General features: G+C 71.0%; 25 protein-coding genes and 1 tRNA gene. 16 read left to right on the top strand and 10 right to left on the bottom strand.

The genetic code is table 11. The annotated features are described in order from the left end of the window. The first annotated feature begins 5 nt into the window (after window positions 1-5). Window positions 6-650, top strand: a complete 645-nt coding sequence (locus tag GVV04_RS34390) for a TetR/AcrR family transcriptional regulator (RefSeq protein ID WP_328822426.1) — start codon at window positions 6-8, stop codon at window positions 648-650. 24 nt (window positions 651-674) lie between these two features. Here the strand turns inward: GVV04_RS34390 and GVV04_RS16730 are convergent, their stop codons facing one another. The 3 genes from GVV04_RS16730 to GVV04_RS16720 are packed head-to-tail and all read right to left on the bottom strand — an operon-like array spanning window position 675 to window position 4068. Further along, window positions 675-2879 carry an FtsX-like permease family protein gene (locus GVV04_RS16730; protein WP_161688954.1) on the bottom strand — a complete coding sequence of 735 codons (2205 nt, stop codon included), beginning with the start codon at window positions 2877-2879 and terminating at the stop codon, window positions 675-677. Further along, window positions 2876-3547 carry an ABC transporter ATP-binding protein gene (locus GVV04_RS16725; RefSeq protein WP_161688953.1) on the bottom strand — a complete coding sequence of 224 codons (672 nt, stop codon included), beginning with the start codon at window positions 3545-3547 and terminating at the stop codon, window positions 2876-2878. The genes GVV04_RS16730 and GVV04_RS16725 overlap by 4 nt, the downstream gene beginning before the upstream one ends. After that, window positions 3544-4068, bottom strand: a complete 525-nt coding sequence (locus GVV04_RS16720) for a PadR family transcriptional regulator (RefSeq protein ID WP_161688952.1) — start codon at window positions 4066-4068, stop codon at window positions 3544-3546. Before GVV04_RS16720 ends, GVV04_RS16725 begins: the two co-directional genes overlap by 4 nt. 199 nt (window positions 4069-4267) lie before the next feature. Between GVV04_RS16720 and GVV04_RS16715 the strand changes: the two genes are divergently transcribed. Continuing rightward, window positions 4268-4342, top strand: a tRNA-Lys gene (locus tag GVV04_RS16715). 62 nt (window positions 4343-4404) lie between these two features. On the opposite strand, the gene GVV04_RS16710 is transcribed toward GVV04_RS16715, so the two are convergent. Then, a complete protein-coding gene (locus GVV04_RS16710) occupies window positions 4405-4746 on the bottom strand; it encodes a tyrosine-type recombinase/integrase (RefSeq protein WP_161688951.1) in 342 nt (113 codons plus the stop codon). 147 nt (window positions 4747-4893) lie between these two features. On the opposite strand from GVV04_RS16710, the gene GVV04_RS16705 reads away from it, so the two are divergent. After that, entirely contained in the window at window positions 4894-5826 is a 933-nt protein-coding gene (locus GVV04_RS16705; protein WP_161688950.1) for an RHS repeat-associated core domain-containing protein, read from the top strand. Between the two features lie 29 nt (window positions 5827-5855). Then, entirely contained in the window at window positions 5856-6707 is an 852-nt protein-coding gene (locus GVV04_RS16700; RefSeq protein ID WP_161688949.1) for a hypothetical protein, read from the top strand. Between the two features lie 383 nt (window positions 6708-7090). On the opposite strand, the gene GVV04_RS16695 is transcribed toward GVV04_RS16700, so the two are convergent. Then, window positions 7091-7231 (bottom strand): hypothetical protein, encoded by a 141-nt coding sequence (locus GVV04_RS16695; RefSeq protein WP_161688948.1) that lies wholly within the window; start codon window positions 7229-7231, stop codon window positions 7091-7093. 87 nt (window positions 7232-7318) lie between these two features. Between GVV04_RS16695 and GVV04_RS16690 the strand changes: the two genes are divergently transcribed. Beyond that, the gene (locus GVV04_RS16690) at window positions 7319-8176 is read left to right on the top strand and encodes a MerR family transcriptional regulator (protein WP_161688947.1); all 858 of its coding nucleotides are present in this window, start codon (window positions 7319-7321) and stop codon (window positions 8174-8176) included. Next, window positions 8173-9162, top strand: a complete 990-nt coding sequence (locus GVV04_RS16685; protein WP_161688946.1) for a BtrH N-terminal domain-containing protein — start codon at window positions 8173-8175, stop codon at window positions 9160-9162. Before GVV04_RS16690 ends, GVV04_RS16685 begins: the two co-directional genes overlap by 4 nt. A gap of 175 nt (window positions 9163-9337) precedes the next feature. Here GVV04_RS16685 and GVV04_RS16680 read toward each other — a convergent pair whose 3' ends face one another. Next, window positions 9338-10228: an META domain-containing protein gene (locus GVV04_RS16680; protein ID WP_161688945.1), complete on the bottom strand. Its 891-nt coding sequence runs from the start codon at window positions 10226-10228 to the stop codon at window positions 9338-9340. 326 nt (window positions 10229-10554) lie between these two features. On the opposite strand from GVV04_RS16680, the gene GVV04_RS16675 reads away from it, so the two are divergent. From GVV04_RS16675 to GVV04_RS16665, 3 genes are all read left to right on the top strand, one after another. After that, window positions 10555-11415, top strand: a complete 861-nt coding sequence (locus GVV04_RS16675) for a hypothetical protein (RefSeq protein WP_161688944.1) — start codon at window positions 10555-10557, stop codon at window positions 11413-11415. 88 nt (window positions 11416-11503) lie between these two features. Further along, window positions 11504-13699 (top strand): hypothetical protein, encoded by a 2196-nt coding sequence (locus GVV04_RS16670; protein ID WP_161688943.1) that lies wholly within the window; start codon window positions 11504-11506, stop codon window positions 13697-13699. Between the two features lie 12 nt (window positions 13700-13711). Next, window positions 13712-14341 (top strand): hypothetical protein, encoded by a 630-nt coding sequence (locus GVV04_RS16665; protein ID WP_161688942.1) that lies wholly within the window; start codon window positions 13712-13714, stop codon window positions 14339-14341. Window positions 14342-14412: 71 nt separating this feature from the next. Here GVV04_RS16665 and GVV04_RS16660 read toward each other — a convergent pair whose 3' ends face one another. Continuing rightward, window positions 14413-15246 (bottom strand): SDR family NAD(P)-dependent oxidoreductase, encoded by an 834-nt coding sequence (locus GVV04_RS16660; protein WP_161688941.1) that lies wholly within the window; start codon window positions 15244-15246, stop codon window positions 14413-14415. A gap of 105 nt (window positions 15247-15351) precedes the next feature. Here GVV04_RS16660 and GVV04_RS16655 point away from each other — a divergent pair, with 105 nt between their 5' ends. Beyond that, the gene (locus GVV04_RS16655; RefSeq protein ID WP_161688940.1) at window positions 15352-15984 is read left to right on the top strand and encodes a TetR/AcrR family transcriptional regulator; all 633 of its coding nucleotides are present in this window, start codon (window positions 15352-15354) and stop codon (window positions 15982-15984) included. 111 nt (window positions 15985-16095) lie between these two features. Here the strand turns inward: GVV04_RS16655 and GVV04_RS16650 are convergent, their stop codons facing one another. Beyond that, entirely contained in the window at window positions 16096-16632 is a 537-nt protein-coding gene (locus GVV04_RS16650; RefSeq protein WP_161688939.1) for a hypothetical protein, read from the bottom strand. A gap of 213 nt (window positions 16633-16845) precedes the next feature. Between GVV04_RS16650 and GVV04_RS16645 the strand changes: the two genes are divergently transcribed. The 3 genes from GVV04_RS16645 (at window position 16846) to GVV04_RS16635 (ending at window position 19772) form a co-directional block, all read left to right on the top strand. Then, window positions 16846-17094, top strand: coding sequence for a DUF6289 family protein (locus GVV04_RS16645; RefSeq protein WP_161688938.1), 249 nt, complete (start codon window positions 16846-16848; stop codon window positions 17092-17094). Window positions 17095-17227: 133 nt separating this feature from the next. Further along, entirely contained in the window at window positions 17228-19153 is a 1926-nt protein-coding gene (locus GVV04_RS16640) for a protein kinase domain-containing protein (RefSeq protein WP_161688937.1), read from the top strand. Window positions 19154-19169: 16 nt separating this feature from the next. Continuing rightward, window positions 19170-19772 (top strand): FHA domain-containing protein, encoded by a 603-nt coding sequence (locus tag GVV04_RS16635; protein ID WP_161688936.1) that lies wholly within the window; start codon window positions 19170-19172, stop codon window positions 19770-19772. A 62-nt stretch (window positions 19773-19834) separates the two neighbouring features. Here GVV04_RS16635 and GVV04_RS16630 read toward each other — a convergent pair whose 3' ends face one another. Next, a complete protein-coding gene (locus GVV04_RS16630; protein ID WP_328822425.1) occupies window positions 19835-20677 on the bottom strand; it encodes an SAM-dependent methyltransferase in 843 nt (280 codons plus the stop codon). A 164-nt stretch (window positions 20678-20841) separates the two neighbouring features. Between GVV04_RS16630 and GVV04_RS16625 the strand changes: the two genes are divergently transcribed. Together GVV04_RS16625 and GVV04_RS16620 are read left to right on the top strand one after the other, a co-directional pair. Beyond that, window positions 20842-21297 (top strand): hypothetical protein, encoded by a 456-nt coding sequence (locus GVV04_RS16625; protein WP_161688935.1) that lies wholly within the window; start codon window positions 20842-20844, stop codon window positions 21295-21297. A gap of 38 nt (window positions 21298-21335) precedes the next feature. Next, window positions 21336-21962 carry a phosphatase PAP2 family protein gene (locus tag GVV04_RS16620; protein ID WP_161688934.1) on the top strand — a complete coding sequence of 209 codons (627 nt, stop codon included), beginning with the start codon at window positions 21336-21338 and terminating at the stop codon, window positions 21960-21962. A 14-nt stretch (window positions 21963-21976) separates the two neighbouring features. Here GVV04_RS16620 and GVV04_RS16615 read toward each other — a convergent pair whose 3' ends face one another. Beyond that, window positions 21977-22909 carry a prepilin peptidase gene (locus tag GVV04_RS16615; protein ID WP_161688933.1) on the bottom strand — a complete coding sequence of 311 codons (933 nt, stop codon included), beginning with the start codon at window positions 22907-22909 and terminating at the stop codon, window positions 21977-21979. Window positions 22910-23535: 626 nt separating this feature from the next. Here GVV04_RS16615 and GVV04_RS16610 point away from each other — a divergent pair. Next, window positions 23536-24075, top strand: coding sequence for a hypothetical protein (locus GVV04_RS16610; protein ID WP_161689422.1), 540 nt, complete (start codon window positions 23536-23538; stop codon window positions 24073-24075). The last annotated feature ends 14 nt before the right edge of the window (window positions 24076-24089 follow it).

The raw sequence follows: 24089 nt of genomic DNA, 5'->3' as shown, positions 1-24089 counted from the left end.
GAACCGTGGTTGTCAAGAGGCGCTATGACTCGTCCCGGCGGCAGGAGCAGTCCCGACAGACCCGGCGAGCAATCCTCGAAGCGGCCGGCCGGCTGTTCGTCGACCCCGGCTACGCGGCCACGCCACTGACCGTCGTCGCCGCGGAGGCCGGCGTCGCCGTCCAGACGCTGTACGCGGTGTTCGGCAGCAAGCGCCAACTGCTCTCCCAACTGGTTGACGTCACCCTGGCCGGCGACGACGAACCGGTGGCCCTGCCCGACCGGCCCTTCGTCGCCGAGATCCGCGCGCTCGCCGACCCCCGCGCCAAGCTCGCCCGCTACGCCCGCCATCTGGTCGAGGTCAACGCCCGGCAGGCCCAGGTGATGCTCGCGCTGGCCGGAGCGGCCACGGCCGACCCGGACGCCGCCGAGATCTGGCGCAAGAACATCGACGAGCGCCGCCGTGGCATGGCCATGTTCGCCGCTGAACTCGTCGGCACGGGAGCCCTCCGCCCCGACCTGGACGTCGAACAGGTGGCCGACATCCTCTGGTTGGCCCAGGACGTCCGCAACTTCGACTGGCTCGTCCGGCAGCGCGGATGGCCGCCGGAGCAGTACCAACGGTGGTATGTGGACACCGTCAGCGGCGCCACCATCGCCCAGCCCCAGTGAGGTCGGTGTGACGGGGAGCGTGGCTCACTCGTTCCGGGCCGCCTCCGGGCCGGTGATCCGGCGCAGCAGCGGCAGCGTCGAGGCGATGATTCCCAGCGACACCGCCAGCCCTCCGACGGCTATGAGGTAGAACGACAGGCCCGGCGGTACCAGCGTGTAGTGCAGTTGCGCCCGCAGGAAGAGCTGCGCGGCCAGGAACCCCATCCCGATCGCCACCACGGAGACGGTCAGCAGCGGCACGACGGTTTCCAGCGCGACCACCCGGCGCAGTGTGCGCAGCTGCACCCCGGTGAGCCGCAGCATGCTGAACGGCCGCTTCCGGTCACTCAGCCCGCCGGCGATGCTCACCGCCAGGCTGCAGCCCGCGATCGGCAGGCTGGCCAGCATGACCACGTTGGCCAGCTGCTGGAACTGCACCATCTGCTGCGCGGAGTCCGCCTCCCATTCGCCGACGCTCGCCGGAAAGCGCCCGGCCGGAAGCGCATTCACCAGCAGCGTCCGGGCCTGCTCGAAGGCGGAACGGCTGGTCGTGTCGACGACCACCGACAGGATCGGCTGCCGGTCGACCTCCGTGGGGGCGATGCCGGCGGCTTCCCAGACGTACGGATCGCTGGTCAGGTCGAACGCGCGCGGGCCGATGAGGTCGGGGTACACGGACGCAACCTGAGCGCCGGAGGGACAACTGCCGAACACCGCCAGGCGGTCCAGCTCGGCGCACGTGATCAAGCCGGGCCATCCGCCGGAATCGGAGGCGTCGGGGTTGAGGCGCACCAAGGTCACACTGCGTACGCCGGGGATCGTCGCGAGTCCCGCCGGAATCTGCTCCTTGGTCGGCGCAGGGCCGTCCTCGGGAAAGAACCTCTTCGCGAGTGAGGTCGCGGCCACCGAGTCGGTGCGCGGTGCGCCGCGGTTGGCGACAAACGTGGTGATCGTGCCGGTCGCCACACTGGCCACGAACAGCGCCACGATCAGCCCACCGACGGACCGGAAGCCGGCCTGCGGATTGTCGGCGAGACGCCGTCCGGCGATGAGCGTGGCGGGCCGGCTCGCCCGTCCGGCGAGCACCCGGGCGCCGATCATGGTCAGCCAGGGCCCGGCCAGCATCAGTCCGACCAGGATCAGCAGGAATCCGGAGAGGTACGCGGTGAGCTGGCCGTTGGTCGTGTCGGGGCGCCGGCCGATGAAGTAGGTCAGCTCGGCGAGCCCGGCGACCAGCGGGATCATCCGCCAGGCGCGTGGCGGCTTCGGGGTGACGCGTCGGCTCACGCCCAGCGGCGAGATCTGCACCCGGCGCAGCGCCAGCCAGGAGGCCACGACCGCAGCGAGCGGGATACCGACCGCGACCAACACGACGTCGATGACGTTGAGTGACAGGTCGGCGGCGAAGAATGGTTCGCCGGTGAACGGGATCGCGGCGAGTCCCGGCCGGAACGCGAGGAACAGGCCGAACCCGACGACTGTGCCCGCCAGGGCGGCGACTGTGGACTCCACGGCCGAGATGAGGGTGATCTGCCGTGGTGTCGCCCCGATCAGCCGCATCGCGGCGAAGCGCTGCTCCCGGCGGGCCGCGGCCAGCCGGGTCGCGGTGGCGATGAAGATGAGCACCGGGAAGAGCAGTGCGGCGGCGGTGACGGAGAGCACGAGTGCCATGCCGTCGCCGCTGACGCCGACGTAGCAGCCGTTGCAGTCGCTTGGGGAGGTGGTCATGATCTGGGTGACCTGCCGGGCCCCCAACTGCTCCAGTTCGGCCGGGGTACGGCCGATGACGATCAGCAGGGATTCGGGGGAAGGCAGCGCCGACCGGCCGATCGTACCGATCTCGCGGCCGGGGAAGCGGTCCCCGAGTTCCACGGCCGGCGAGGTCCGCAGCAGCTCGCCGAGGGCGGGCGAGACGTAGAACTCGCCCGGTCCGGGCAGGTGCGGGATGCCCGGCGGAACGGGCGCGTCCGGGCCCAGCGCCGCGACCTCGACCCGGCCGATGGACCCGCCACGGTAGTAGTCCTTGCGGGCCAGCCACCACATCGGGTCGGCCGACGGGTCGGCCGACGCTGGCGCAACGGTGGTGTTGAGCCAGGCGTACCGCTCGTTCTGCGTGCCGACCGCGTTCATGCCGGCGAGCGCCGTCAGGAGCATGCCGACGCCGAGCGCCACTGCGGTGGCGATGATGACGAGCCGGGTGGCGGCTTCGCGCCCGCCGGCCACGGACAGTCGTACCGCGAACCGGATCATGAGTGCACCAGCGCGTTCACCTTGCCGTCGCGCACGATGACCTGCCGGTCGGCGCACGCGGCGATGCGGGCCTCGTGGGTGACGAGAACGACGGTGGTGCCCTGCTCACGCGCCGAGGAGACCAGGAGATCCATGACCTGCTCGCCGGTCAGCGAGTCGAGGGCCCCGGTCGGCTCGTCGGCGAACAGCGCCCCGGGCCGGGCGACCAGGCCACGGGCCAGAGCGACCCGCTGCGCCTGCCCACCGGACAGCTCACCTGACCGGCGCCGCTCCAGCCCGGCGAGGCCGAGCCGCTCGAACCAGGGCCGCGCCTCCTTGAGCGCGGCGGCCCGCTTGACGCCGCCGAGCAGCAGCGGCAGGGCGACGTTCTCCTCGGCGGTCAACTCCGGCACGAGCTGACCGAACTGGAACACGAACCCGAAATGGTCCCGGCGCAGGACGCTGCGCTGGTTCTCGTTCAAGGTGTCGATCCGGCGGCCGTCGAAGTGGATCTCGCCGGAGTCCGGCACCAGGATCCCGGCCAGGCAGTGCAGCAGGGTGGACTTCCCGGAGCCGCTCGGGCCCATGATGGCGACGATCTCGCCCGGAGCCACCGAGATGCTGGCGCCCCGCAACGCCAGGGTCTCGCCGAAGGACAGGACGACGTCCCGCGCCTCGATCGCCTTCATCGCCGGACCACCTTTCGGAGGGCGTCCAACCGGGCGACCGTGGTGTCGATCCAGTGCAGGTCGGCTTCCAGGTGGAACAGGCCGTGGTCGGCCAACATGGCGTCGACCAGGTCGCCGCTGCGCCTGACCTCGGTGAAATCCTTCATCCGCCGCAGGTGCGCAGCGCGCTGAATGTCGAGGTACTCCTCGGCGGGGCGGTTGAGCATGAGCGCCAGCACGACCTTGGTGAACAGCACCGTCTGCAGGTTGGGCTCGGCCTCGACCGGCTCGGTCAGCCAGGACTCGACCTCGGTCGCACCCCGTTCGGTGATGACGTAGCGCTTGCGCTCCGGACCTACGCCCGGCTCGACCTCGCCGACCACGATCTTGCCGTCGCGGGCGAGCCGACCGAGGGTCGAGTAGACCTGGCCGAACGGCAGCGGCTTGCTCCGGTTGAAGAAGGTGTCGTAGTCGCGCTTCAGGTCGTAGCCGTGGCTGGGCTCGCGTTCGAGCAGGCCGAGAAGGGTCATGGGAACACTCATGCCGAGACCATACCCCGAGGGTATACCCCGCGTGTACACACCGGGCGTATATCGACACGCGCTGCTGGTGCAGGGCTGAGCCGCCAACCGGCACGGGCGATGCCCGGCCCGGCGGCGTCCACTGTCCGCACCGGCCTGACCTGACAGGGAAACCCTCCCAGCCGGCCCCAGAAGCGGGGTTCCGGTAGCCTGGTACGGCGGGCCGTTAGCTCAATGGTAGAGCTGAGGACTTTTAATCCTTAGGTTCTGGGTTCGAGTCCCAGGCGGCCCACCACGTACCCACTCTGAGCTGCAAGAACTCCGGCTGAAGCTCATCCGGCACAACCAGGGCACAGCTCAGGTTTGATCTTGACCGGTGGGATGCTTCGGCAGCTTGCCGTCTGCTTGCCGCAGGAGGTTGCCGACCAGGCCGCGCGGCCGGTCCTTCTTCGGCAGCCAGTGAACGTAGATCTCCAGCGTGATTCGCAGGTTGGCATGCCTCAGCGCCTTCTGCACCTCCTGTGGCTCGACACCGTTGCTCATCAGCGTCGTGGCGAAGAAGTGGCGCAGGGAGTGGAAGGTGCCTTCCTTCGGCCATCCGGCAGCCTCGCGCCAGTCCGCCCACAACTGTGACCAGTAGGTGTCGTTCAGCAGCTTTCCCCGCGAGGAGGTGAACAGGACGGCGACCGGCCAAGTCATCCGCTCTCCCGCTCGACCCGCTCCTACGAGTTTAGTAACTCGACGAACCGTAACTCACTCTCTGAGCACGCCCCGGCAGCCGGCGGAACATGTCAAACCGCGACTGCACCGTCCACCCGGAACTGGACTTACGACGTCGCAGATCGGGTGAACAGCGCTGGCTACACCTACGACGCGCTAGGTCGAACGAAGACAGTCCCAGCCATCGACACGGGAACGCCAACTAGTGGCAGCCTCACCGTGACCTACCACGCCACAGACCTGGTCGACCAGATTACCCAGAATGGCCGGACCACGGACTACACGCCGGACGTCGGCTGGGAGCGTGTCCGGTCATGGACTGACAACGTCAGTGGCATCGCAGTCGAAGCGGTCAACCACTACAGCGATGACGGGGACAACCCTTCGTGGACGCAGGAGACGCTCGATATGTTCACCAGGCCGGTCATCGGCGTCGCGGCGATGGCTGGTATCTACAACAGCGAAAGCGGAGAGGTCCAGTGGCAGGTGGCCAGCCTCCATGGGGATTTGGTGGCAACCATCAACGAAGGTGACGATGGGTTGTCGCGGACCAGCGAAGCCACGGAATATGGCGCTCCTCGCGACGTACAAGAGATAAGCCTGCGCCGGTATGGCTGGCTTGGGGCGGAGCAGCGCGCGGCAGATACTCCGTCAGGTGTCCTGCTGATGGGTGTCCGACTTTATTCGACCGTCACCGCCCGCTTCTTCTCGGTGGATGGGGTTTACGGCGGAAGCTCGAACCCTTACGAGTACTGCTCCGGCGACGGAGTTAACTGCACGGACCTGACCGGGTACGGCACGACGGACTGCGCCTCCAAGTGGTGGAAGCCGTGCGGGGTGGTCACTAACAAGAGCGACACCACTTACATGGTTTCCGACAACAAGGGGGGGAGGGGCAACCAGAAGTCGCTCAGCCCCGGCCGGAACTCGAGAAGCTTGTTCACGGATGTCGACTCATTCACGTGCTGGAGGCGCAACTTTCGCTACAACTTCCACTACTACCGCCTGGGGACTTGGATCGACATCAACCGGCCGGTCACAGTTGCGGACCGAGGATGAGTCGACTGACAACGGTAGGGTGAGCCTCCATGAGACTTCACAGGAAACTCTTGCTGGCCGTCGTGGCGATCGTCGCTGCGGCCACGCCTGCTGCGATGCTAGGCGCCTGGCTGGGTTGGTATGCTGCGGGGCCACTGCCGACAGTTACACAGGCCCGAACCGTTTCAGCGGAGCTTTTTCCCGCTGCGCCGATCGCTAAAATCGGCCGACATCAGCAACTCTTCTACTACGAGCACGAGGGAGAGCCAGAGTTTAGCGGGGTCACGGCTGCCCTGCTTGGCGAGGACGACTATCGCATCGGATCCACCGAGGTGACGCTGGCTGCTCCGTTGCCCGATTTCGCCGAGATAGCCGAACGCCTCGTCGCTAACGGCTGGACGGTCGACCGGGCCAGTGCGGGTGGGGTGGTCGGAACCAAGGGCGACTGGTCGCTGCATGTCCTGCCGGCATCGAGCGTCGATTCGCGGCCTGGACCGGTGCTGGAATTTGTCCGAGTCGAACCTGACCTGGTAGGCGTGCTCGCGATCACCGGGCTAATTTCTGGAGCAGCGCTCGGATACCTGCTGATGAATCGGCTATCAGCCCGGATGAAGTCCCGCTTGCGGCTACGGCCACTGGTATCGATAGGGACCGTGCTGTTGCTCCCGAACGCACTGGCAGTCGTGGTGTCGATCATCCAGTCCAACGCCGCTGCTTCACCGCCTGTTCTGCCGTACCCGGTGTGGGACTTCTACATGTCCCACGGGTTCAAGGGGATGTCGAATCTGGGAGTGCTGTTGCTGGGAACTGCTGCGGTGCTTCACCTGACCTGGAAAGAAGGTCCGCTAAAGTTCGCCGACCAGGCCAAGCCCTCCACGCGTCCGATGTCGACGTCCTCGTGACGGCCCGATTGGTCGAGTTCCGGCGGTAGCGCGCCAATGGAAAGGGGGCCGGCGGTGCCTGCCGTCGGCCCCCAGACACCGACTTCTACCGTCAGACGTATGGAGGCCGACCCGGGCATAGGCGAACGCCGCCACTTGGGTTCATCGACGTCGGCTGCCCGTGGCTGCAGCGCGCCGATGCGGTGACCGCGTCCGGTGGTCGTCGTGTGGATCTCGCCAGGTGCGGCCGTCGTGAGTGTTGGGCATCCGGGCGGGGCGCCGGGGGATGCTGACGGCCCGCCGTAACCATGTCGGCCGCTCCGGTGTGCCGATGGGTGGAGCCTCAAACGGGCACTGATTGACGGCCCGGCGGCCGGGCTGGCTGCCGCACGCGTTGGGCGGGATTAGCCGTCGGGCGGTTCATCTTCTTGATGCCCTTCGCGGATGACGAGCAGCTCGCGACGGGCGACCGCGTCACCCTTGCCATCCAGCGGCAGCCCTTTAGCCAGACCCAGCCGTGGTAGGTGATCAGGTCGACGTTCCATGATGATTCGTTCCGTGGCCGGTGCGGCAGGTGCCGGGCGCGGTTGACCCTCTCCCAGGGGGAGGGTCGAGGCTGTTGGAGGCGTCGGGTGACGGGGTTGATGCCGATCGGGGTGTTCGCGCGAGCGACCCGGTTGTCCGTTCGAGTGCTGCGTAACTACGACCGGCTGGGTCTGCTCGTCCCGGCGTTGGTCGATCCGGATACCGGCTACCGCCGGTACGGCGTCGACCAGTTCCCCCGGGCGGGGCTGGTGCGGCGGCTGCGAGAGTTGGAGGTGCCGTTGCCCGAGATCGCCGAGATCCTGGCGGCCGACACCCCGGAGCAGGCAGGCGCCGTCATCGAGCGGCACCGGGAACGCGTGGCAGCGCGGGCGGCCCGGCTGGGCGAGATCGCCGGGCGGTTGGGGGCCGTGCTGGCCGAGCCGGGGCGGGTGTCGGGCTGGCTGGAGGTGTACGAACGGTGGAGCGCCGCCCAGCCCACCGCCCGCACGCTGGTGCGTACCCCGCTGAGCGGGCTGGCCGAGGCGCTGGCGCCCGGGTTCGCGCGGCTGTTCGCCGGCCTCGCCGAGCAGGGGATCGCCCCGGCGGGGCCGGCCGGCACCCGCTACCTCAGCGACGACCTCGACGCGGCGGAGTTGGAGGTGGAGTTGTTCGTGCCGGTGGCCCGCCCACCCCGGCCGACCGCGACGATCGCAGCCGGGGAACGGGCGGGCTGTCTGCTCGCCGCGACCGTCCACGAGGGCGGCTACGACGACATCGAGACCGCCTACCGGTCACTGGGGCGCTGGATCGCCGAGCAGGACCGGGTGCTGGCGGGCCCGGCCGAGGAGCGTTACCTCGTCCCGCCCGCGCCCGGCGTACCCATGGCCGCGCTCCGTACGGAGATCGCCTGGCCGGTCCGACCCCGGTCCGGCCCGCCTCAACCAGCGAATCAGGAAGCCGAATGATCATCGAAAATGTGGCGTTCCCAGCCGGTCAGCACTGCGAGACCACCACGCTCGGCGCCCTGCTGCGCCACGAGGGCCTCGACCTGTCCGAGCCCATGCTGTTCGGCCTCGGCGAAGGTCTGGCCTTCGTCTACTGGGATGCCAAGAGCATGGACTTCCCGTTCCTCGGCGGCCGCACCAAGCCGACCACGATCACCCGGACCGTGGCCGACCGGCTGGGCCTGACGCTGCGCGTCCAGGAGACCGCCTCGCCCCGTAGGGCCTGGCAGAACGTCGCCGACGCCCTCACCGCCGGACGCCCGGTCGGCCTGCAACTGGACTCCTACCACCTGGACTACTTCACCACGAGAGTCCACTTCGGGGGCCACCTCGTCGCGATGTACGGCCACGACGACACCCACGCCTACCTGATCGACACCGCCCAGCAGGGCGGCACCGTGACAACCACGCTGACGAGCTTGGAACGGGCCCGCAACGAACGCGGCCCGATGACCGCCCGCAACCTCTCCTACACCATCGCCGGCCCCACCGTCCGGCCCGACCTAGGCGACGCCGTCCGGGCAGCCATCCGCAACAACGCACACGCCTTTCTCAACCCGCCCATCGCCAACCTCGGCCACCGCGGCATCGACAAGGCGGCCCGGCAGGTGGCGCGGTGGCTCGACCGCTCAAGCGACCCGTCCCGCGACCTCCCGCTGGCTGCGATGCTGATGGAGCGCGGCGGGACCGGCGGCGCCCTGTTCCGCGCCATGTACCGCGACTTCCTCGCCGAATGCGCCACGATCGTCGACGACGACAACGTCCGCCTCGGTCACCGGCTGTACGACGAGATCGCCCCGCTATGGACCGAGGTCTCCCACCACCTCACGGCCGCCGGAGAAACCGGCGACCCAGACCACCTGACCCGCGCCTCGGTAGTCCTCACCGAACTCGCGAACAGGGAACGCCACGCCATGCAGATCCTGAGCGGCGTTCACACCGACTAACCGCCGCCGATCCCGCGGCGGACGGCGGATGCCACGGCGTGCAGCGCTTGCGCAGACACCGGCAGTCGTTCACGCCGTGCAGAGAGTTCCTGATCGTCCGCCGTGAGTAGGACGACATCGCTACGAACTCAGCGGCCCGGGAGACAGCCCCTCGGCCGTACCGCCTCCAGCGCCCTCAGTCGGCGGCGCGTAACCGGCCTGCCTCCTTGCGCTGAGCGTCGAGCAGCACCAGGACATCGCCTTCAAAGCCTGCTCGCCTGGCCGTCCAGAGCCAGGCCCCGACCGGCACGCTGGCAGCGCAGTACGCCAGCGTGACGGCCCCGGCGGTGGCGAGCAGCGTACCCCCGGCCGCGGTGATCCACCGGCCGCTATCGTCGTTGCAGCCGTCGGACCCGCGCCACTCACCGTCCGCCGTGAACTCCACGTACGCCTCCTTGTGCCCGTCGGTGGGCGCCCAGCGACCGACCAGCCGGCGCCGATCGACGGGAGTCAGCGCCGCCGGTAGCGGGGCGGCCGGCGCGAGGGCCCGCCGGGCCGCGTCGGTGACCACCGGCGGCGCCAGCTCGGAGGCCGCCGTGTCCGGCCCGGCCGTCGGCGTCGCGCCGGGGATCAACCGGGCAACCGGCCGCGCCAGATCATCCAGAAGCACGGGCAGCCCTCTTCCGTCGAGCCGGTACGCCGTCACACGCCGCAGCCAGCCGGGAACGTCCTGGCCGGCGCTCTCACAGCCCGGAATGCCCTCCACGACGAGGCTGGAAGCAGAGTCGATGTCCGCGAGAAAGACACCGTCGACGTCGGCCCGCCAGGACCCGCCCAAGGTGCCGCAGCGGCTGCCGATCAGGTGCAGTTCAGAAGGTGCGAGGCGCAGATTCTTGCCCGCGCCCGGGTCGTCGACGTCGGCGATCGTCCAAGAGCCGACCAGCTTCTCCGGTGCCAGCGGCCGCGAAGCCTCGGTGGCACCCGGGACCGGCCCTGGGTCTACCGACCCCGAACCGGTTTGCCTACCGCATCCAGCGAGCAGCACACCGAACGCGATCAGCGTCGCGAGGTAGCCCTGACGCACCATCTCAAGCTCTCCGTCCGGCCGTCTTCCCTGGTCCCGCCCGTCACCACCGTTCCGGGGTTCGGACGGCACACGGCAGAGGACGGTTCTAACTGCTCCTACCAACGATCGGCCCGGTGAGCAGGGAGCGCCTCGGCGGTGGACAGGCCCGCGGCGCGGGTACCGCCCTTCTGTCCCATCACGGTCTCCTCATCGAGGTCGTGAAATCATCCGCGAGCGTCGTTGGGTGCGAGCACCGTTGGGTGCGACGCGATGCTGGGTCATTGAGCGCAATGGGACAATCCGCAAAGGTCGGGGTCGTCGGGGTCTTGGGCGTGTAGGAGGAAGCCGTGAATCCGCTGGAGGACTGGCTGGAGGGCATGCAGCCCCGGCTCACCGGGCTGCTGGACTTCGAGCTGTCCGAGGGGGACGCCTGGGACTACTCGGCGGCCTCGCTCGCCCGGCTGGAGGCGGAGATGCTGTCCCGCTTCGTACCGACGCCCGACTTCCTGGAGCGGGTGTCCGGCTATCTCGGCGAGGCACTGCTGACGGCGGGCGGGGGACGCTGGGCCTGGGAACCGGAGCGTGGCCTGCCTCTCGTGCTTCCCGACGAGGCCCTGGCTCTGCCGCCCATCTGCCCGGCCGACCTGGTCGAGCGGGCCCTCGCGGCGGCCGACGGTGGCGAGTTCGGCCGGGCGTACCGGGCGCTGGAACTTGCGGTGGCCGAGCGGCGGGCGGCGGAGCCAGGCTGGGAACCGCACAAGGAGCCGACCCCGGGCCTGGACGAGGTCCCGGGTGCCATGCCGTCGGCGGAGCTCGACACCTGGCTGGCCGTCCGGAGGGAGACCTGGGCGGCCTGGCTGGCTGAGTACGGAGAGCGGCCGGAGCGCTGGGACTTCTCCGTGGCCTCGCTGGACGAACTGGAGGCGCTGCTGCTCCGGCTGGTGTCCGCTCCGGAGGAGTTGGCGGCGCGAGCGGAGCTCTCCGAGGGCGCTGCCTGGTACCTCGGCGAGGTGCTTCGGCCGGTGCTGTCCGCGCACTGGTGCTACTTCCCCGGCGATCCGGACGGGGAGAACATGTTCATCGGCCGGCCGTTCCTAAAGCAGCCGGTGCCGAACGGGCGGACGGTCGTGCCGTTCGTGCTGCTCAAGGGCGTGCTTGCCAGGCGGGAGCCGGGCCTGCTCCGCAAAGTGGCCGAGCGGCTGACCTAAATTCTGTCCCATATCTGGCAATGCCCTCTCACATCTGGCGTATGTAGATACATTGACGCCAGAAAGTGCCCTCCGAGGGGAGCCGGGTGTGAACAGGCTTCGTCTGGTGTTCGTAGCACTGATCGTCTTTCTGTTGGCGACACCGGCCGGTTCGATCGGCTGGCCGAGCCCGGCTCTGGCGGCGCCGAAACCGATTCCGCTGCCCAACATCAAGGGATCTTCGCCGGACCCGGACACCCTGCCGGGCGGTAGCAACCCGACCGACCCCGGGAAGCGCCAGCGCTACGACTACGAGAATCCGGCCGAAGCGCTCCGAACGCATGAGAACGAGCCAGCGCCCGATGACGGGGCAGCACAGATCGCAGCGCTGAGCCCGGAGGCCGAGAAGGCGGGCACCTGGGAGCACTGCCAGAAGCGCTGGCTGGAGTACCAGGAGAAGAAGGCCGCCGAGAGGGCGGCGGGTAAAAAGACCAGCCCACCGCTGCCCTGGAGGACCTGGCTCCGGAGGTACATCCCCAACCAGGGCAACGACAACCAGGGCAAGGCCTTCGTGCTGCACGTCGCGCAGCGGCTCCGGCTCGGCGCCAACCACGGCTGGCGCTCCGAGGTCCACGTCCCGGAGGTCAACCGGTGGTACGACCTGGGTAACGAAGAGCTCGGCCTGTTCTACGAGATCAAATCCGGCAGGGGCGTCGACGACTCCGAACTGGCGAGAGACAAGAAGCTCATCGAGTTGGAGAGGGCGAAGCCCAACCCTCGCAGGCTGGTGTACCTCTTCGCTGAGGAGCCGACCAAGGGCGCCAAGGCGAAGCTGCGTGACGCCGGCGTGTCGTACTTCGTGGTGCCCGCGTTGAAGAACCTCATCACCAGTGGCGGCGATTCGGGCGGTGGCGGCGCCGGTACCGGCGGTCCGAAGGACGGCGGCCCCAAGGACGGCGGCCCGACGGGCGCGGCCTCGGACATCCTGCGCGCCCCGGACCAGCGCGGCAGCCAGGGCGCGGCGCTCGATGGGTTCGCCGATTCACCGGACACGCCCGAGGAGGCGGCCGAGCTGGCGCGGGTCGACGCGCAGCTCGCTGCGGAGTCCGGCCACCCCGAGCTGGCGCAGGACCTGGGTGGAGTCGACTTCTCCACCCTGGAGCTGCGCTACGTCTCCGACACCTACCACAACGGTTCCGGCGTGCAGTACGCCTTCAAGGCAGACGAACTGCCCGCCGCCGACCAGCAGTCCTTCGGCGGCCGGCACGCGGCCCAACTCGCCTCGGACTCGTTCTTCGTATGGCTGTCACTGCGACCGTCCAGCTTCACCGTGAACCTCAACCCGGACGAGCCCGACCGGATCCTCGACGCCCAGTTCGGCAGGACCGACGCCGGGCGTGTGCTGCTCGAGGCCGACCTGACAATGAAGAAGTCGGTCGCGAAGTTCATTCACCCGGACACCCGCGGCGGCCAGAAGTACTGGGACGCCCTACGCGGCGAGACCAAATGCGTGTCCATGAGGCAGTGGATCGTGCCCGACACGGCGACCGTCCGCGACAATGGCAACGAGCTGTACATCCTGAGCGCCCCGCTACAGGTGAAGATGGAGTCCGACGTCGTCAAGGCCCAGGGAGTCGGGGGCACCGCCGGATGCGGCCAGGAGAGCCAGGCCACCATCAAACACAACGAGTCCGTGTATCGCACGATGATCCTGCCCCAGGTCCAGGACGCGGTGAACCACGCACCCGAGTACGCCGACCTGCGCCGGGTCTACGCAAGCCGGGTAGCCGCCGAGTGGTTCCGTCAGCGCAGCGCCACCAAGCACACCGCCTACTCGGACCTGATCGACACGGGTGACATCAGTCGCTGGACATCGCGTGAGTCATGGAGCCCGCGAGAGGTCTTCGATCGCTACGTCAAGTCGTACAAGAACGGCGAATTCAAGGTCAAGCGCACCACGACCAGGGGCAACTTCATCTACACCAGCACCTTCGTCTACGGCGGGGTGGACTTCAGCCGCATCAACCGCAACCCGGTCAGCGCCGACGCGTTCGCCAAGGAACACCCCACACTGGCCGGCTCCGTGAGCGATGCGTTGTACGGACCCGTCGGCCAGGGCAGTGAGGTCTGGCTGGGCGGCCTGACCACCTCCAAGCCGCTGTCCGAGGCCTTCGCCAGACCCGCGTCGGCGACCTCGAATCCCCTGTTGTACCCGCTCGCGGCCCTGCCCCTCATCGCCTGGCTCCTGACGGGCGGCCTGCTGCTCCGCCGACGCCGGGCGCAGGTCGAGCCGAGCAGGGCCTGACCGGTGACCACGATGAGGGTGCAACCGTCACCGGCGGTTCCGGGTGTCGTGTTCGCGGCGAGCTACCTGTTCGCCGGGGTGGCCGCGCTCGCTCTGGTCGCCGCGATCGGCACCTTCTTCGCCATTCCGGAGTTCAGCGCCTATCACAGCGAACGTGCCGGCGACGGTGCGGCGGGTTCGCTCGCCGCGTTCGGTCTGCTCGGGTACGCACTGCTGGCGATCGTATTCGGCGTCGTCTGCCTGCTGCTGGCCATCCTCGACGGGCAGGGGATGAACCCCGCCCGGGTGCTGACCTGGCTCGTGGGCATGGTGGCCGTCTGCTTCAACGTCGCGCTGCTAGCGGTCGGCGGATACGAATCCGTGCCCTGGTACGCGTACATGACCCGGGTCCTGACGATCGTGTCGCTGGCACTGACGGTGGGTTCGACCATTCTGCTCGGGCTGCCGGCCTCGCATCGGTACTTCCGGACCGCACGACTGGCCCGGCAGGCTCGGCGCCCTCGGGCCGCCCTACCGCCCCCGCCACCCGGCTACGGGCCACCGCCACCACCGCCCGGCTACCGCCCACCACAGCCGCCACCCGGCTACGGGCCACCGCCATCCCCGCCCGGCTACCGCTCACCACCGCCGCCACCCGGCTAGCCGGTGGGCCGCCGAGTTGCGGGGACGGGTTGATGATGAAGGTGCCCGGCCAGGCGTTCCGTAGGCACGGGCTACCGCCCCTGGGCGGCGGTAGGTCGGTCGCCGAGCCGGCTGAGGTCCTCCCAGCGCGCGTACTCGGCGGCGCGTGCCGCGTCCAACTCGCGGACCATGTCGAACGCCGCCCCGCCCAGCACGATCCGCTTCGGCGGGTCGGGCAGCGCCACCACCCGCATCACCACGTCGGCGGCGAGTGCCGGGTCGGAGTCCTCGGCGGCGCTCCACATCTCGTTCAGCTTCGCGCGTAGCGGGTCGTACGCCGGGTGGGGTGTGGTCTGGGTCAGCCCCTTGGTGAACAGCCCGGTCTCGTACCCGCCGGGGTTGAGGATCGTGACCCGGACCCCGAACGACTCGGCCTCCATCGCGAGGGCCTCGCTGACGGCGTCGAGTGCCGCCTTGCCCGCGCCGTACAGGCCCGTCGAGGCGAATCCCCCGGATGAGCCCATCGACGACACCTGCAACAGGTGCCCGCTGCCCTGTTCGCGCAGCACCGGAAGCACGGCCTGGCTGACCCAGAGCGCGCCGAAGAAGTTGACGTCGAAGTGTGCTCGGGCCTGTTCCTCGGTGACCTCCTCGACCATCCCGAGCAGCGCGCCGCCGGCGTTGTTGACGACGACGTCGATCCGTCCGAGTTCGTCGGTCGCCCGTCGCACGCCGGCCACGACGGCGGCACGGTCGGCGACGTCGAGCGGGTACGCGACGAGCCGCCCGTCCGCTTCGGCGATCAGGTCGTCGAGTGGGCCGACATCCCGCGCGACGCCGACCACTCGGTCTCCGGCGGCGAGTGCGGCCTCGGTGAACGCCCGCCCGAGGCCACGGGAGGCTCCGGTGATGAACCAGGTTCGCATGATCATTCTCCTTAACGAGACGGACCGTTCCGTCTCGCATCAATTCTCACCCGCGCCCCGAGTCATGTCAAGACGGACCGTCTCGTCTCGATATATGCTCGCCCCATGCCACCTGACGCAGCCCGCCGCAGCGACCGGTCCCGCCTGGCGGTCCTGGCCGCAGCCCGCGACCTTGTCGCCGAGGTCGGATATCCCCGCGTGTCGATCGAGGCGATCGCCCGCCGGGCCGGCGTCGGCAAGCAGACGATCTACCGCTGGTGGCCGTCGAAGGGCGCCGTGGCGCTCGACGCGGTGCGCGCTCTGAGCGAGGGCGAGGGCGGCGCCATCACCCTGCCCGACACCGGCGACCTGGAAGCCGACCTGAAGACGGTGCTACGGGCCACCGCCGCCGAATTCACCGACCCGGCACTGTCGGCCCTGCTCCGCGCCCTGTACGCCGAGATCGCCGTCGATCCCGAGCTGGCCACGCTCTACCGGGAGAAGGTCGACCACCCGCTCACCGAGGCCAAGCTCGCCCGGCTGCGCTCCGGACAACGCGCCGGACAGCTCCACCCCGATGCGGATCTCGCCCTCTGCCTCGACTTCCTCTACGCCCCATTCACCCAACGTTGGCTGCACCGGGCCGGGCCACTCGACGAGGCGTACGCCGACGCGCTCGTCGAGGCCACCCTGCGGGCCTTCGCCCCCGCCCACGACGTCGACCCGCGCCCGTCCCGCCCCCCGCAAGCCGATCGCTGAAGGATCGCCCCTGCCCACCGTCACCCGCCTGCCGACTGAAGCCGCCGGGCAGCCCGTTCCGGCCGGGGCTCCTCCGCGACCGGCGACCGCCCGGGGCACCACGCAGCCGCGTCAGCTCTCGCCAGCGGGGTCGAAGAGGGAGTCCGGCGGGCCGGCGGTGACCGGCCCGGCGCGGTGCTCCGGCGGTGGGAGCTGCCGCGCCGGCTGGCGGGAGTGCAGCCGCGCGCCGGCCTCGCCGCGCCGCGCGGTGACCGGGACGGTGACCATCCGGACCGGTTCCGGGGGCTCGACGAAGCCACGGGAGCCCCACCGGACCCAGATCGGCACCCGCCCGGCGTCGGCCTCGGCGAGGAGCTTCTCGACCGTACGACGCCGGTCGGTGTGGTCGACCTCGATCACCACGGGCGGCGCGGCGGGCCGGGCGCAGGCGATGTCGATGACGGATTGCTGCCCGGACATCGGCGGCGGAAGCGGCACCACGCTGGCCGCCCGCCGGTAGACCCGCCAGCCCTGCGCCGTGCCCCAGTCGGCGATCACGTCGATGAGCAGTTCCGTGACCTGTTCGGTGGTGCGGTCCACGAAGGTCAGGCAGGCGAGTCGGCCGGCCATCGACGCGGCCAGCCGTGCTCCGTCGTCTGGATCGGTCATGCCAGCCGGTTCACTCCTGCCCGTCCGTGGCCCGCAGTGGCAGGCCGGTCATTCCGATCCGACCCGTGGTGGCCCCATCCACCCAGTTTGCCGGATCGGCGAGCCCTTTAGGAATTCGGAGCGAGGTGGGAACCTCTGGGCGGGCGATAGATCGACGACTATCATTCATCCATCCCGTCCGCCCGATCGAGAGGCCCCAAGTTGAAGAAGTTCGTGCGGAACGCCGTCCTGGCCACCCTGCTGACCGTCGCCGGCACCACGGCGGTCGTGGCCAGCCCGGCCATGGCCCTGCCATACCCCAATGACAACGAGAGCATCACCTTCATCTACTACTCCGACGCCAGCAAGACCGTAGAGGTCGGGATGTACGTGTACGGCAACTGCCTGGAGGACTTCCAGTACGGCGTCCGTACCCGCTACTCCACCTGGCACCGGACGACCTGCCCCCCGAACCTGCCGTAACGGCCGGATGGGGCTCGGCCTCGACCGGGCCCCATCCGATTGGCGCCTCCCGGCGCGCGACACGACCCGGCCCAGGTGACCGGTCGGTAGCGGACGAAAATCCTGGCACACCCCTCGGTCATAATGAGCCGCCATGGTCCACACAGAGCAGTCGGCACCCCATCGCCCCGGGGAGGCTGACGCAGTCCCGGGGCTCGACCTCGGCGTGGCCGGCTGCACGGACGCGGTGGAGATCGGTCGCGGCGGCTTCGGCGTGGTCTACCGCGCCTGGCAGCCCGACTTCTCCCGCTGGGTGGCGGTCAAGGTGCTCGCCGCCGACTGGCACGGCCCGTCCCGGGCCCGCTTCGAGCGCGAGCTGAAGGTGCTGGGGCGGCTCTCCGACCACCCGCACATCGTCACCCTGCACCAGGCCGGTCGGACGGCGGCCGGCAACCCGTACCTGCTGATGGCGTACGAGGAGGGTGGCTCGCTGACCGACCGGCTGGCCGCCGCCGGTGCGGGCGGCGCACCCGACGCGGAGTCGGCGACGCAGCGATGGCCGGCGGCGGTGGCCGGCGGGATCACGGTGGCGGGGGCGCTGGAGACCGCACACCGGGCCGGCGTGCTGCACCGCGACGTGAAGCCGGAGAACATCCTTATCTCCCGGTACGGCGAGCCGAAGCTGGCCGACTTCGGGCTGGCCCGGCCCCGGGCGGCGGAGCCTGCCCCCGGGCGACGCCGGGTGACCACGAGCGTGCTGCACGCCGCGCCGGAGATCCTGCGCGGCGAGCCGGCCTCGGTCGCCTCGGACGTGTACGCGCTGGCGTCGTCGGTGCTGCACTGGATCCGGGGCACGCCCGCCTTCGCCGAGGCACCGTCGGGCGAGGCGGAGCCGCTGGCGAGGCTGCTCCGGCGGGTCGCCGCCGACCCGGTGCCCGACCTGCGGCCGGACGGCGTACCCGATGCGGTGTGCGTGGTGCTGGAGCGGGCGATGGCGAAGGACCCGGCGCTGCGCCATCCGACGGCGGTGGCGTTCGCCGAGGACCTCCAGCGGGCACAGCACGCCGCCGGCCAGCCGGTCACCCCGCTCGTGCCCGGCGGCGGGGACGACGGGGTCGCCGGCCCGCGCCCGGACGACGCCCCGTCCACCGACGACGACCATGCGCCGCCCCGGCCCCGGTTCTCGCTCAGCGCGCGCCGCCGGGCGGCCCTCGACCTGGACCTCACCGCCACCATGCAGGGCCGGCAGCCGCCCGGGGTGCCCCGGCGCACGCTGGCCCGTGCCGTCGGGTTGCTGGTCGCACTGGTGTCGGTGCTGGCCACCGGCTGGTCGGCGGCCCTGCCGGCACCGGCTCCCATCGAGGTGCCGGTAGAGCTGACCTTCGGTGACCAGGAGGTCAACGTGGACTCCGCCGAGCAGACGCTGACCGTGCGCAACCCGGGCGACCGGGCGGTGCGGGTGACGCGGGTGGCGGGGGCCGGGGCGGACGGTGGGGACCTCCGGGTCGCCGCCGAGGGATGCACGGCCCGGCCGCTGGCACCCGGGCTGGCCTGCGAGGTGCGGCTGGTCTTCGCCCCCCGCGCGCCGGGGCCGCGCCGGCCGGTGCTGGCGCTGACCGTGGCCGGGTCGCCGGACCCGGTGACCGTCCGGATGGTCGGGACCGGCCACCCGCGCCGGGCGAGCCGGGACGACGCGCCGCCGGGCCGCTGCTACGACGACGCCTACCAGGTGGGCACGTCGTCGTACGGGTACGCCGGCGGCCTGCGCGCGATCTCCGTGAAGCAGTACTGGTCGCCTGCCTGCCGGGCCGCGATGGCGTACATCTGGGTGTGGAAGCAGTACCGGGACAACGCGGGGACCAACGGCGGCACCTGGGACGTCGACCTCACGGTCCGCCCCGGGGCGGCCGACGCGCTCGGGCCGGTCGGGGTGCGGCAGCGGGCGACGGGGCAGCCGTTCGAGCTGTGGACCGAGCCGCTCCCGGTGGAGGGCGGCTGCACCACGGCGACCGCCACCGTGACGAGCGTGCGGACCGGGGTGCCGACCAGCGCGACGACCGAGCCGTACTGCGGCGACTGACCGTTCGGAGGCGCGGGTGGCGGAGGGGTACTTCGAGGTGTACGGCCCGGGCGGCGTCCGGTTGGTGCCGCTGACCGCCGACGCGCTGACCATCGGACGGGCGAAGACCAACGAGCTGCCCATCGACAGCAGGCTCGTCTCCCGCCTGCACGCCCTGGTCGAGCGCTACCCGTCCGGCTGGTCGATCCGGGATCTGGGCAGCACCAACGGCACCACGGTCAACGGCAGCCCGGTGCGTCAGGCGCAGATCCTGCGGGACGGGGACCGGGTGGAGATCGGCCCGGCCCGGCTGCTCTTCCATGCCCCGTCGGAGCACCCCGGCACCCGGACCCTGCACGTCGAGCCGCCGCCCGCGCCGCCAGCCCTGACCCCGCGCGAGCAGGAGGTGCTCACGGTGCTCTGCCGCCCGTACGTCTCCGGCGGCCAGCCGTTCCCCGAGCCGCCCTCGGTGCGCACGATCGCGACCGCCCTGCACGTCACGGAGAGCGCGGTGAAGAAGCACCTGTCCCGGCTGTACGACAAGTTCGACCTGACCTCCAACGAGGACCGGCGTCGGTCGCGGCTGGCCAGCGAGGCGGTGCGCCGCGGCTTGCCCGGCCAGCAGTCGGCCACGCCCTGACCCGGCGCCACTGACCCGCCGCCACTGACCCGCCGGTGTGTCGGGTCCCGGCCCGTGGGGCCTCAGGCGCGGACGCCCACCCCGCCGAAGCCGTGCGACACCCCGTCCCGTGGCTCGCCGTCGGGCCGCCAGTCGGCCAGCCAGGCCAGGCCCGGCTCGACCAGGTCGTACCCGTCGAAGAAGCGGAGGATGTCGGCGCGGGTGCGGGGCACCAGCGGGGCGGTGCTCTGCTGGTAGACGGCCCGGCTCCGCTGCGCGGGCAGCGGCGGTGCGCCGTCGAGCGTCAGGTGGGACAGCACGAGTTGGCTGCCGGGGGCGGTGGCGTCCCGCAGCCGGGCAACCGCCGCGTACGGGTCCTCGGCGTCCGGCACGAAGTGCAGCACCGCCACCAGCAGTACGGCGACCGGGCGGGTGAGGTCGATCGACGCGGTCACGTCGGGGTGGGTCAGCAGCTCGTCCGGCCGGCGCAGGTCGCCCCGGACCACGACCGTACGGGTCGCGTCGCCGAGCAGCCGCCGGGCGTGCGCGACGGCGACCTCGTCGTAGTCGACGTAGACGACCCGCGAGTCGGGGGCCACCGACTGCACGACCTCGTGCACGTTGCCCTGGGTGGGCAGCCCCGCGCCGATGTCGAGGAACTGCCGCACGCCCCGCTCGGCGGCGTACCTGACGGCGCGACGCAGGAACGCGCGGTTGGTCTGGGCGGCGACGCCGGTGTCCGGGAAGATCTCCAGCACCTGCCGGGCGGCGGCCCGGTCGGCGGCGAAGTTGTGGCAGCCGCCCAGGTAGTAGTCGTACATCCGGGCGACGTTCGGCCGGTTCTCGGCGCCCGCCCCGGTCGCCCCGGCGCTGGTGGCGTCGCTCTCTCCCGCGCCGGGTGCGGTCGGTGCCGGCTCGCTGGTCACGGTGTCCCTCCACTGGGCGGCTCGGTTCGCGTCCTGAATGTCTAGCACCCCGTACGACCGCTATCGACCCCGCGTGTCGTTGATCCGGTTGTGTCCGTCGTCCGCCCGCGGCGACGGTGGGGCTGCGGCGCCGGGTCGGCGCCGCCAGGTCGAGGAGGTACGCGATGACCCGTCAGCGAGAGACCGTCGAGGTCGACCCCGTGCTGTTCCGCGCCGTGTACGACTCACCGGCCTCGCTGCCCGGCCGGCACCGCTGGGTGACGCCGGAGCACGACGTCCGCCGGATCGAGAAGCTGCTCGGGATGCCGGCGCGCAGCATCGGGGCACCGCTGTGGGTCAGCGGCGACGAGCCGGACTGCCCGAAGTGCGGTCGGCGGATGACCTGGCTCGACATCGTCTCGTCGGCGCTGCACGGCGTGCACGACCCGGCGATGATCGCCCGGGTGATCCTCGGCGACCGCAGGTACGTCAACACGGAGGTGCCGGGCGCGATCGCCGGCGTGCACTGCGCCGACTGCCGGACGCCCATCGACGGGCTGCGCAGCTTCAAGTGCCACAACTGGGCGTACGCGTTCGAGGCCCTGGAGGCGGTCGTCGAGCGGATGTCGGGCGGCGTGTGATCAGGTGAACGGAAGGTGAACACTTGGTAGGTTGAGGCATGATTGAGGGCCTCTTGTCGGATGTTCCGCAGTTCAGCGTCGACTGGTACCGCGACATCGTCGACTTCGCGGACGGCACGCCCGAGCCGGTGCAGTGGTTCGCCGGGCACTTCACCGAATGGTCGATCATCCTGCTCGGGCTCCTGTTCGTGGCGGCGGCCCTGCCGAGGCTGGGTGCCGGGCCGCGCGGCCTCGCGCTCGCCCTGGCCGCGCCGGTCGCGGTCGTCCTCGCGTACGGCGGGAGCGAGCTGCTCAAGACGGTGGTGGACGAGGAGCGCCCCTGCCGCACCCCGGCCGACCTGGTGATCGTCGCCGGGCACTGCCCACCCGTCGGCGACTGGTCCTTCCCGAGCAACCACTCGACGATCGCCGGCGCGCTGGCCGCCGCGATCCTGCTGCTCTCCCCCCGACTCGCCTGGTACGCGATCCCGCTGGCCGCGCTGGCCGCGTTCTCCCGCACCTTCGTCGGCGTGCACTACCCGCACGACGTGGTCGCCGGCCTGCTCCTCGGTGCGCTGGTGGTCACCGTCGGCACCCCGCTGCTGGCCCGGCCGGTCGCGGGGGTGCTGCGCCGCCGGGAACGCCGGGCCGAAAGGCCGGTGGCCGACGCCACCCGGGGCCACTGACGGAAGGACGCTGGTCAGCGGGCGAGGAGCAGGGTGACGACCGTGCCGAGCACCAGGAACGGGCCGAAGGGCAGGTGGCTGGACCAGCGGACCTTGCGGGCCAGCAGCAGCGCCAGGCTGGTCAGCGCGGAGAGCGTGAACGTGACCAGCACCCCGAACACCAGGACCGGCCAGCCGTACCAGCCGAGCAGCGCGCCCGCCCCGAGCGCCAGTTTGGCGTCGCCGAGGCCGAAGCCGCGTCGCCCGAGCACCAGGGTGGTGGCGGCGAAGCAGAGTGCCAGGCCGACCCCGGCCGCCGCCGCCCGCAGCCAGGGGGCGGGCCCGGCGGCGGCCAGCGCGGCCACCCCGAGCAGCGCCTGGACCCCGATGGCCGCCGGCCAGGTGAGCCGGTCGGGCAGCCGGTGCACGGCCGCGTCGACGAAGACCAGCGGCACCGCCCAGCCGAGCCACCAGGCCAGGGCCGCCCCCTCGGCCGGCGACCCGCCCGCCGACACGAGCACCGCCAGCGCCGCGAGCACGGCGACCTCGACCGTGCCGGGCGGCGCGCCGACCCGGGACCGGCAGGCCGGACAGCGGGCCGCCGGCCCGAGCGCCGGCCAGGGCCGGTCGAGCGTGAGCGGCGTGCCGCAGGTCGGGCAGGCCGTCCGGTCGGGCTCCCCGGGCGGCACGGCGTACCGGGCGACCGCGAGGCGGAGCACCGGGGCGACGGCCAGGATCGCCGCGAGTCGCGCCCACGGCCGCCCTCGCGACCCGGGGGTCCCCGGCGCGGCCGTGGCCAGCGGCACCGACGGAACCGGCCCAGGCTCGACCGACACGGGCACGACCGGCCCAGGCTCAACCGGCACGGGCACGACCGACACGGACTCGACCAGCTCGGGCTCGACCGACACGGGCAGGACCGGCTCGACGGGTGCCGCGAGCGGCCGGGGCGGGGGGTCAGCGGGCATGGCCGGCTCCCGGGCCGGCCGGGCGGCCTGGTCGGGGAGGCCACGGTAAGTCACCTTCGGGTCGCCCTCGTGTATCGGATGACGCCGAATCCGACCCGGCCACACCCCGCCACGACCCGGCCGACCTGCCGGGCCGGCGGGGCGGCCGGACGGGCGCGGGGGGCACCCCGACCGGTGGGCATTTCGGACCCACCCTCCCGGAGCGGGCCGGTTGACCGGCCGAAAGGGCCACGCGCCCCGCACCCGCGGCCGATGTGACGGTCGTCACGGCTCCACCCGCCGACGACCCTGCCCCGCGATGTCCGACTTCGCACGCGGCATCCCCCACCACCATCCACCTGTCACCGAGAGTGTTCGTATGAATTGCCTCTGTTGCATCGGCAGGCGTCAGCTTATGCTCGCCCCTTGAGCACGACGCAACCCCGCAAGCCGCGTCGGAGGCAACACGAGGACATCGATCAACGGCTTCTCAAAGATCAGAACAGGCGAATATCGCGGTGACGTAACAGGGGCCGGTTGACATCATCCGGCCGCGTTGCCGCACGCCCGGGGGCGGTCGGCACGCCGCCCGGTCGGGTCGCCAGCAAGGAGGCGCGGCGTTGCGAGCACAGCACCCCGGCCGATGGATGATCTTCCTGGTCGCAGCCCTGGCAACCGGCCCGGTCGCCGCCTGCGGCACGGAACCCGAGGCCACAGCGCAGCCCCTGTCGGCACCACCGAAGACGACCCCGGCCCAATCCGCGGCAGAGGAACGGGCGGCCCGAGAATCGGCGCTCACCGCCTATTCCGGATATCTCGCGGCGTCCCGGGCGGCGAGCCGGCGAAGCGATCCGTTCCACCCGGAATTGACCAGGTTCCTGGCAGATCCATTGCTGACCCGGGTCCGACTGGCAATTCGCGACGCGAAGGAGCACGGTGCCATGCGTACCGGAACGCTCGTTTCCGATCCCACCGTCACCTCCGTGAGCCTGGATGGCGTCCCGGCCACAGTGGAGATCCAGGACTGTGTGGACGCCACCGGCTACCGGCTGGTCTACACGAAGACGAAGAAGGTGGTGCCCGGCTCGGGCGGCGGGCGGCACCTGGCCACCGCGACGGCCACCCGGTATGCGGACGGCCGCTGGCTGATCAGCTCCGGCGCCGCCCACGAGGACCAGCCGTGCTGACCCGGGGCGGGCGT

Origin of the sequence: Micromonospora rubida (genome assembly GCF_009908295.1) — a bacterium.
GTDB lineage: Bacteria > Actinomycetota > Actinomycetes > Mycobacteriales > Micromonosporaceae > Micromonospora > Micromonospora rubida.
This window is presented reverse-complemented; position numbering and strand designations above follow the sequence as displayed.

What these genes read in the sequence shown, in the direction of transcription:
- GVV04_RS16695 (WP_161688948.1), bottom strand. Translation starts at nt 7,231, where the DNA reads ATGGAACGTCGACCTGATCACCTACCACGGCTGGGTCTGGCTAAAGGG.
- GVV04_RS16720 (WP_161688952.1), bottom strand. Translation starts at nt 4,068, where the DNA reads ATGAGTGTTCCCATGACCCTTCTCGGCCTGCTCGAACGCGAGCCCAGC.
- GVV04_RS16730 (WP_161688954.1), bottom strand. Translation starts at nt 2,879, where the DNA reads ATGATCCGGTTCGCGGTACGACTGTCCGTGGCCGGCGGGCGCGAAGCC.
- GVV04_RS16710 (WP_161688951.1), bottom strand. Translation starts at nt 4,746, where the DNA reads ATGACTTGGCCGGTCGCCGTCCTGTTCACCTCCTCGCGGGGAAAGCTG.
- GVV04_RS16625 (WP_161688935.1), top strand. Translation starts at nt 20,842, where the DNA reads ATGACCCGTCAGCGAGAGACCGTCGAGGTCGACCCCGTGCTGTTCCGC.
- GVV04_RS16640 (WP_161688937.1), top strand. Translation starts at nt 17,228, where the DNA reads ATGGTCCACACAGAGCAGTCGGCACCCCATCGCCCCGGGGAGGCTGAC.
- GVV04_RS16685 (WP_161688946.1), top strand. Translation starts at nt 8,173, where the DNA reads ATGATCATCGAAAATGTGGCGTTCCCAGCCGGTCAGCACTGCGAGACC.
- GVV04_RS16650 (WP_161688939.1), bottom strand. Translation starts at nt 16,632, where the DNA reads ATGACCGATCCAGACGACGGAGCACGGCTGGCCGCGTCGATGGCCGGC.
- GVV04_RS16725 (WP_161688953.1), bottom strand. Translation starts at nt 3,547, where the DNA reads ATGAAGGCGATCGAGGCGCGGGACGTCGTCCTGTCCTTCGGCGAGACC.
- GVV04_RS16680 (WP_161688945.1), bottom strand. Translation starts at nt 10,228, where the DNA reads ATGGTGCGTCAGGGCTACCTCGCGACGCTGATCGCGTTCGGTGTGCTG.
- GVV04_RS16620 (WP_161688934.1), top strand. Translation starts at nt 21,336, where the DNA reads ATGATTGAGGGCCTCTTGTCGGATGTTCCGCAGTTCAGCGTCGACTGG.
- GVV04_RS16665 (WP_161688942.1), top strand. Translation starts at nt 13,712, where the DNA reads ATGAGGGTGCAACCGTCACCGGCGGTTCCGGGTGTCGTGTTCGCGGCG.
- GVV04_RS16615 (WP_161688933.1), bottom strand. Translation starts at nt 22,909, where the DNA reads ATGCCCGCTGACCCCCCGCCCCGGCCGCTCGCGGCACCCGTCGAGCCG.
- GVV04_RS16700 (WP_161688949.1), top strand. Translation starts at nt 5,856, where the DNA reads ATGAGACTTCACAGGAAACTCTTGCTGGCCGTCGTGGCGATCGTCGCT.
- GVV04_RS16655 (WP_161688940.1), top strand. Translation starts at nt 15,352, where the DNA reads ATGCCACCTGACGCAGCCCGCCGCAGCGACCGGTCCCGCCTGGCGGTC.
- GVV04_RS16660 (WP_161688941.1), bottom strand. Translation starts at nt 15,246, where the DNA reads ATGCGAACCTGGTTCATCACCGGAGCCTCCCGTGGCCTCGGGCGGGCG.
- GVV04_RS16610 (WP_161689422.1), top strand. Translation starts at nt 23,536, where the DNA reads ATGATCTTCCTGGTCGCAGCCCTGGCAACCGGCCCGGTCGCCGCCTGC.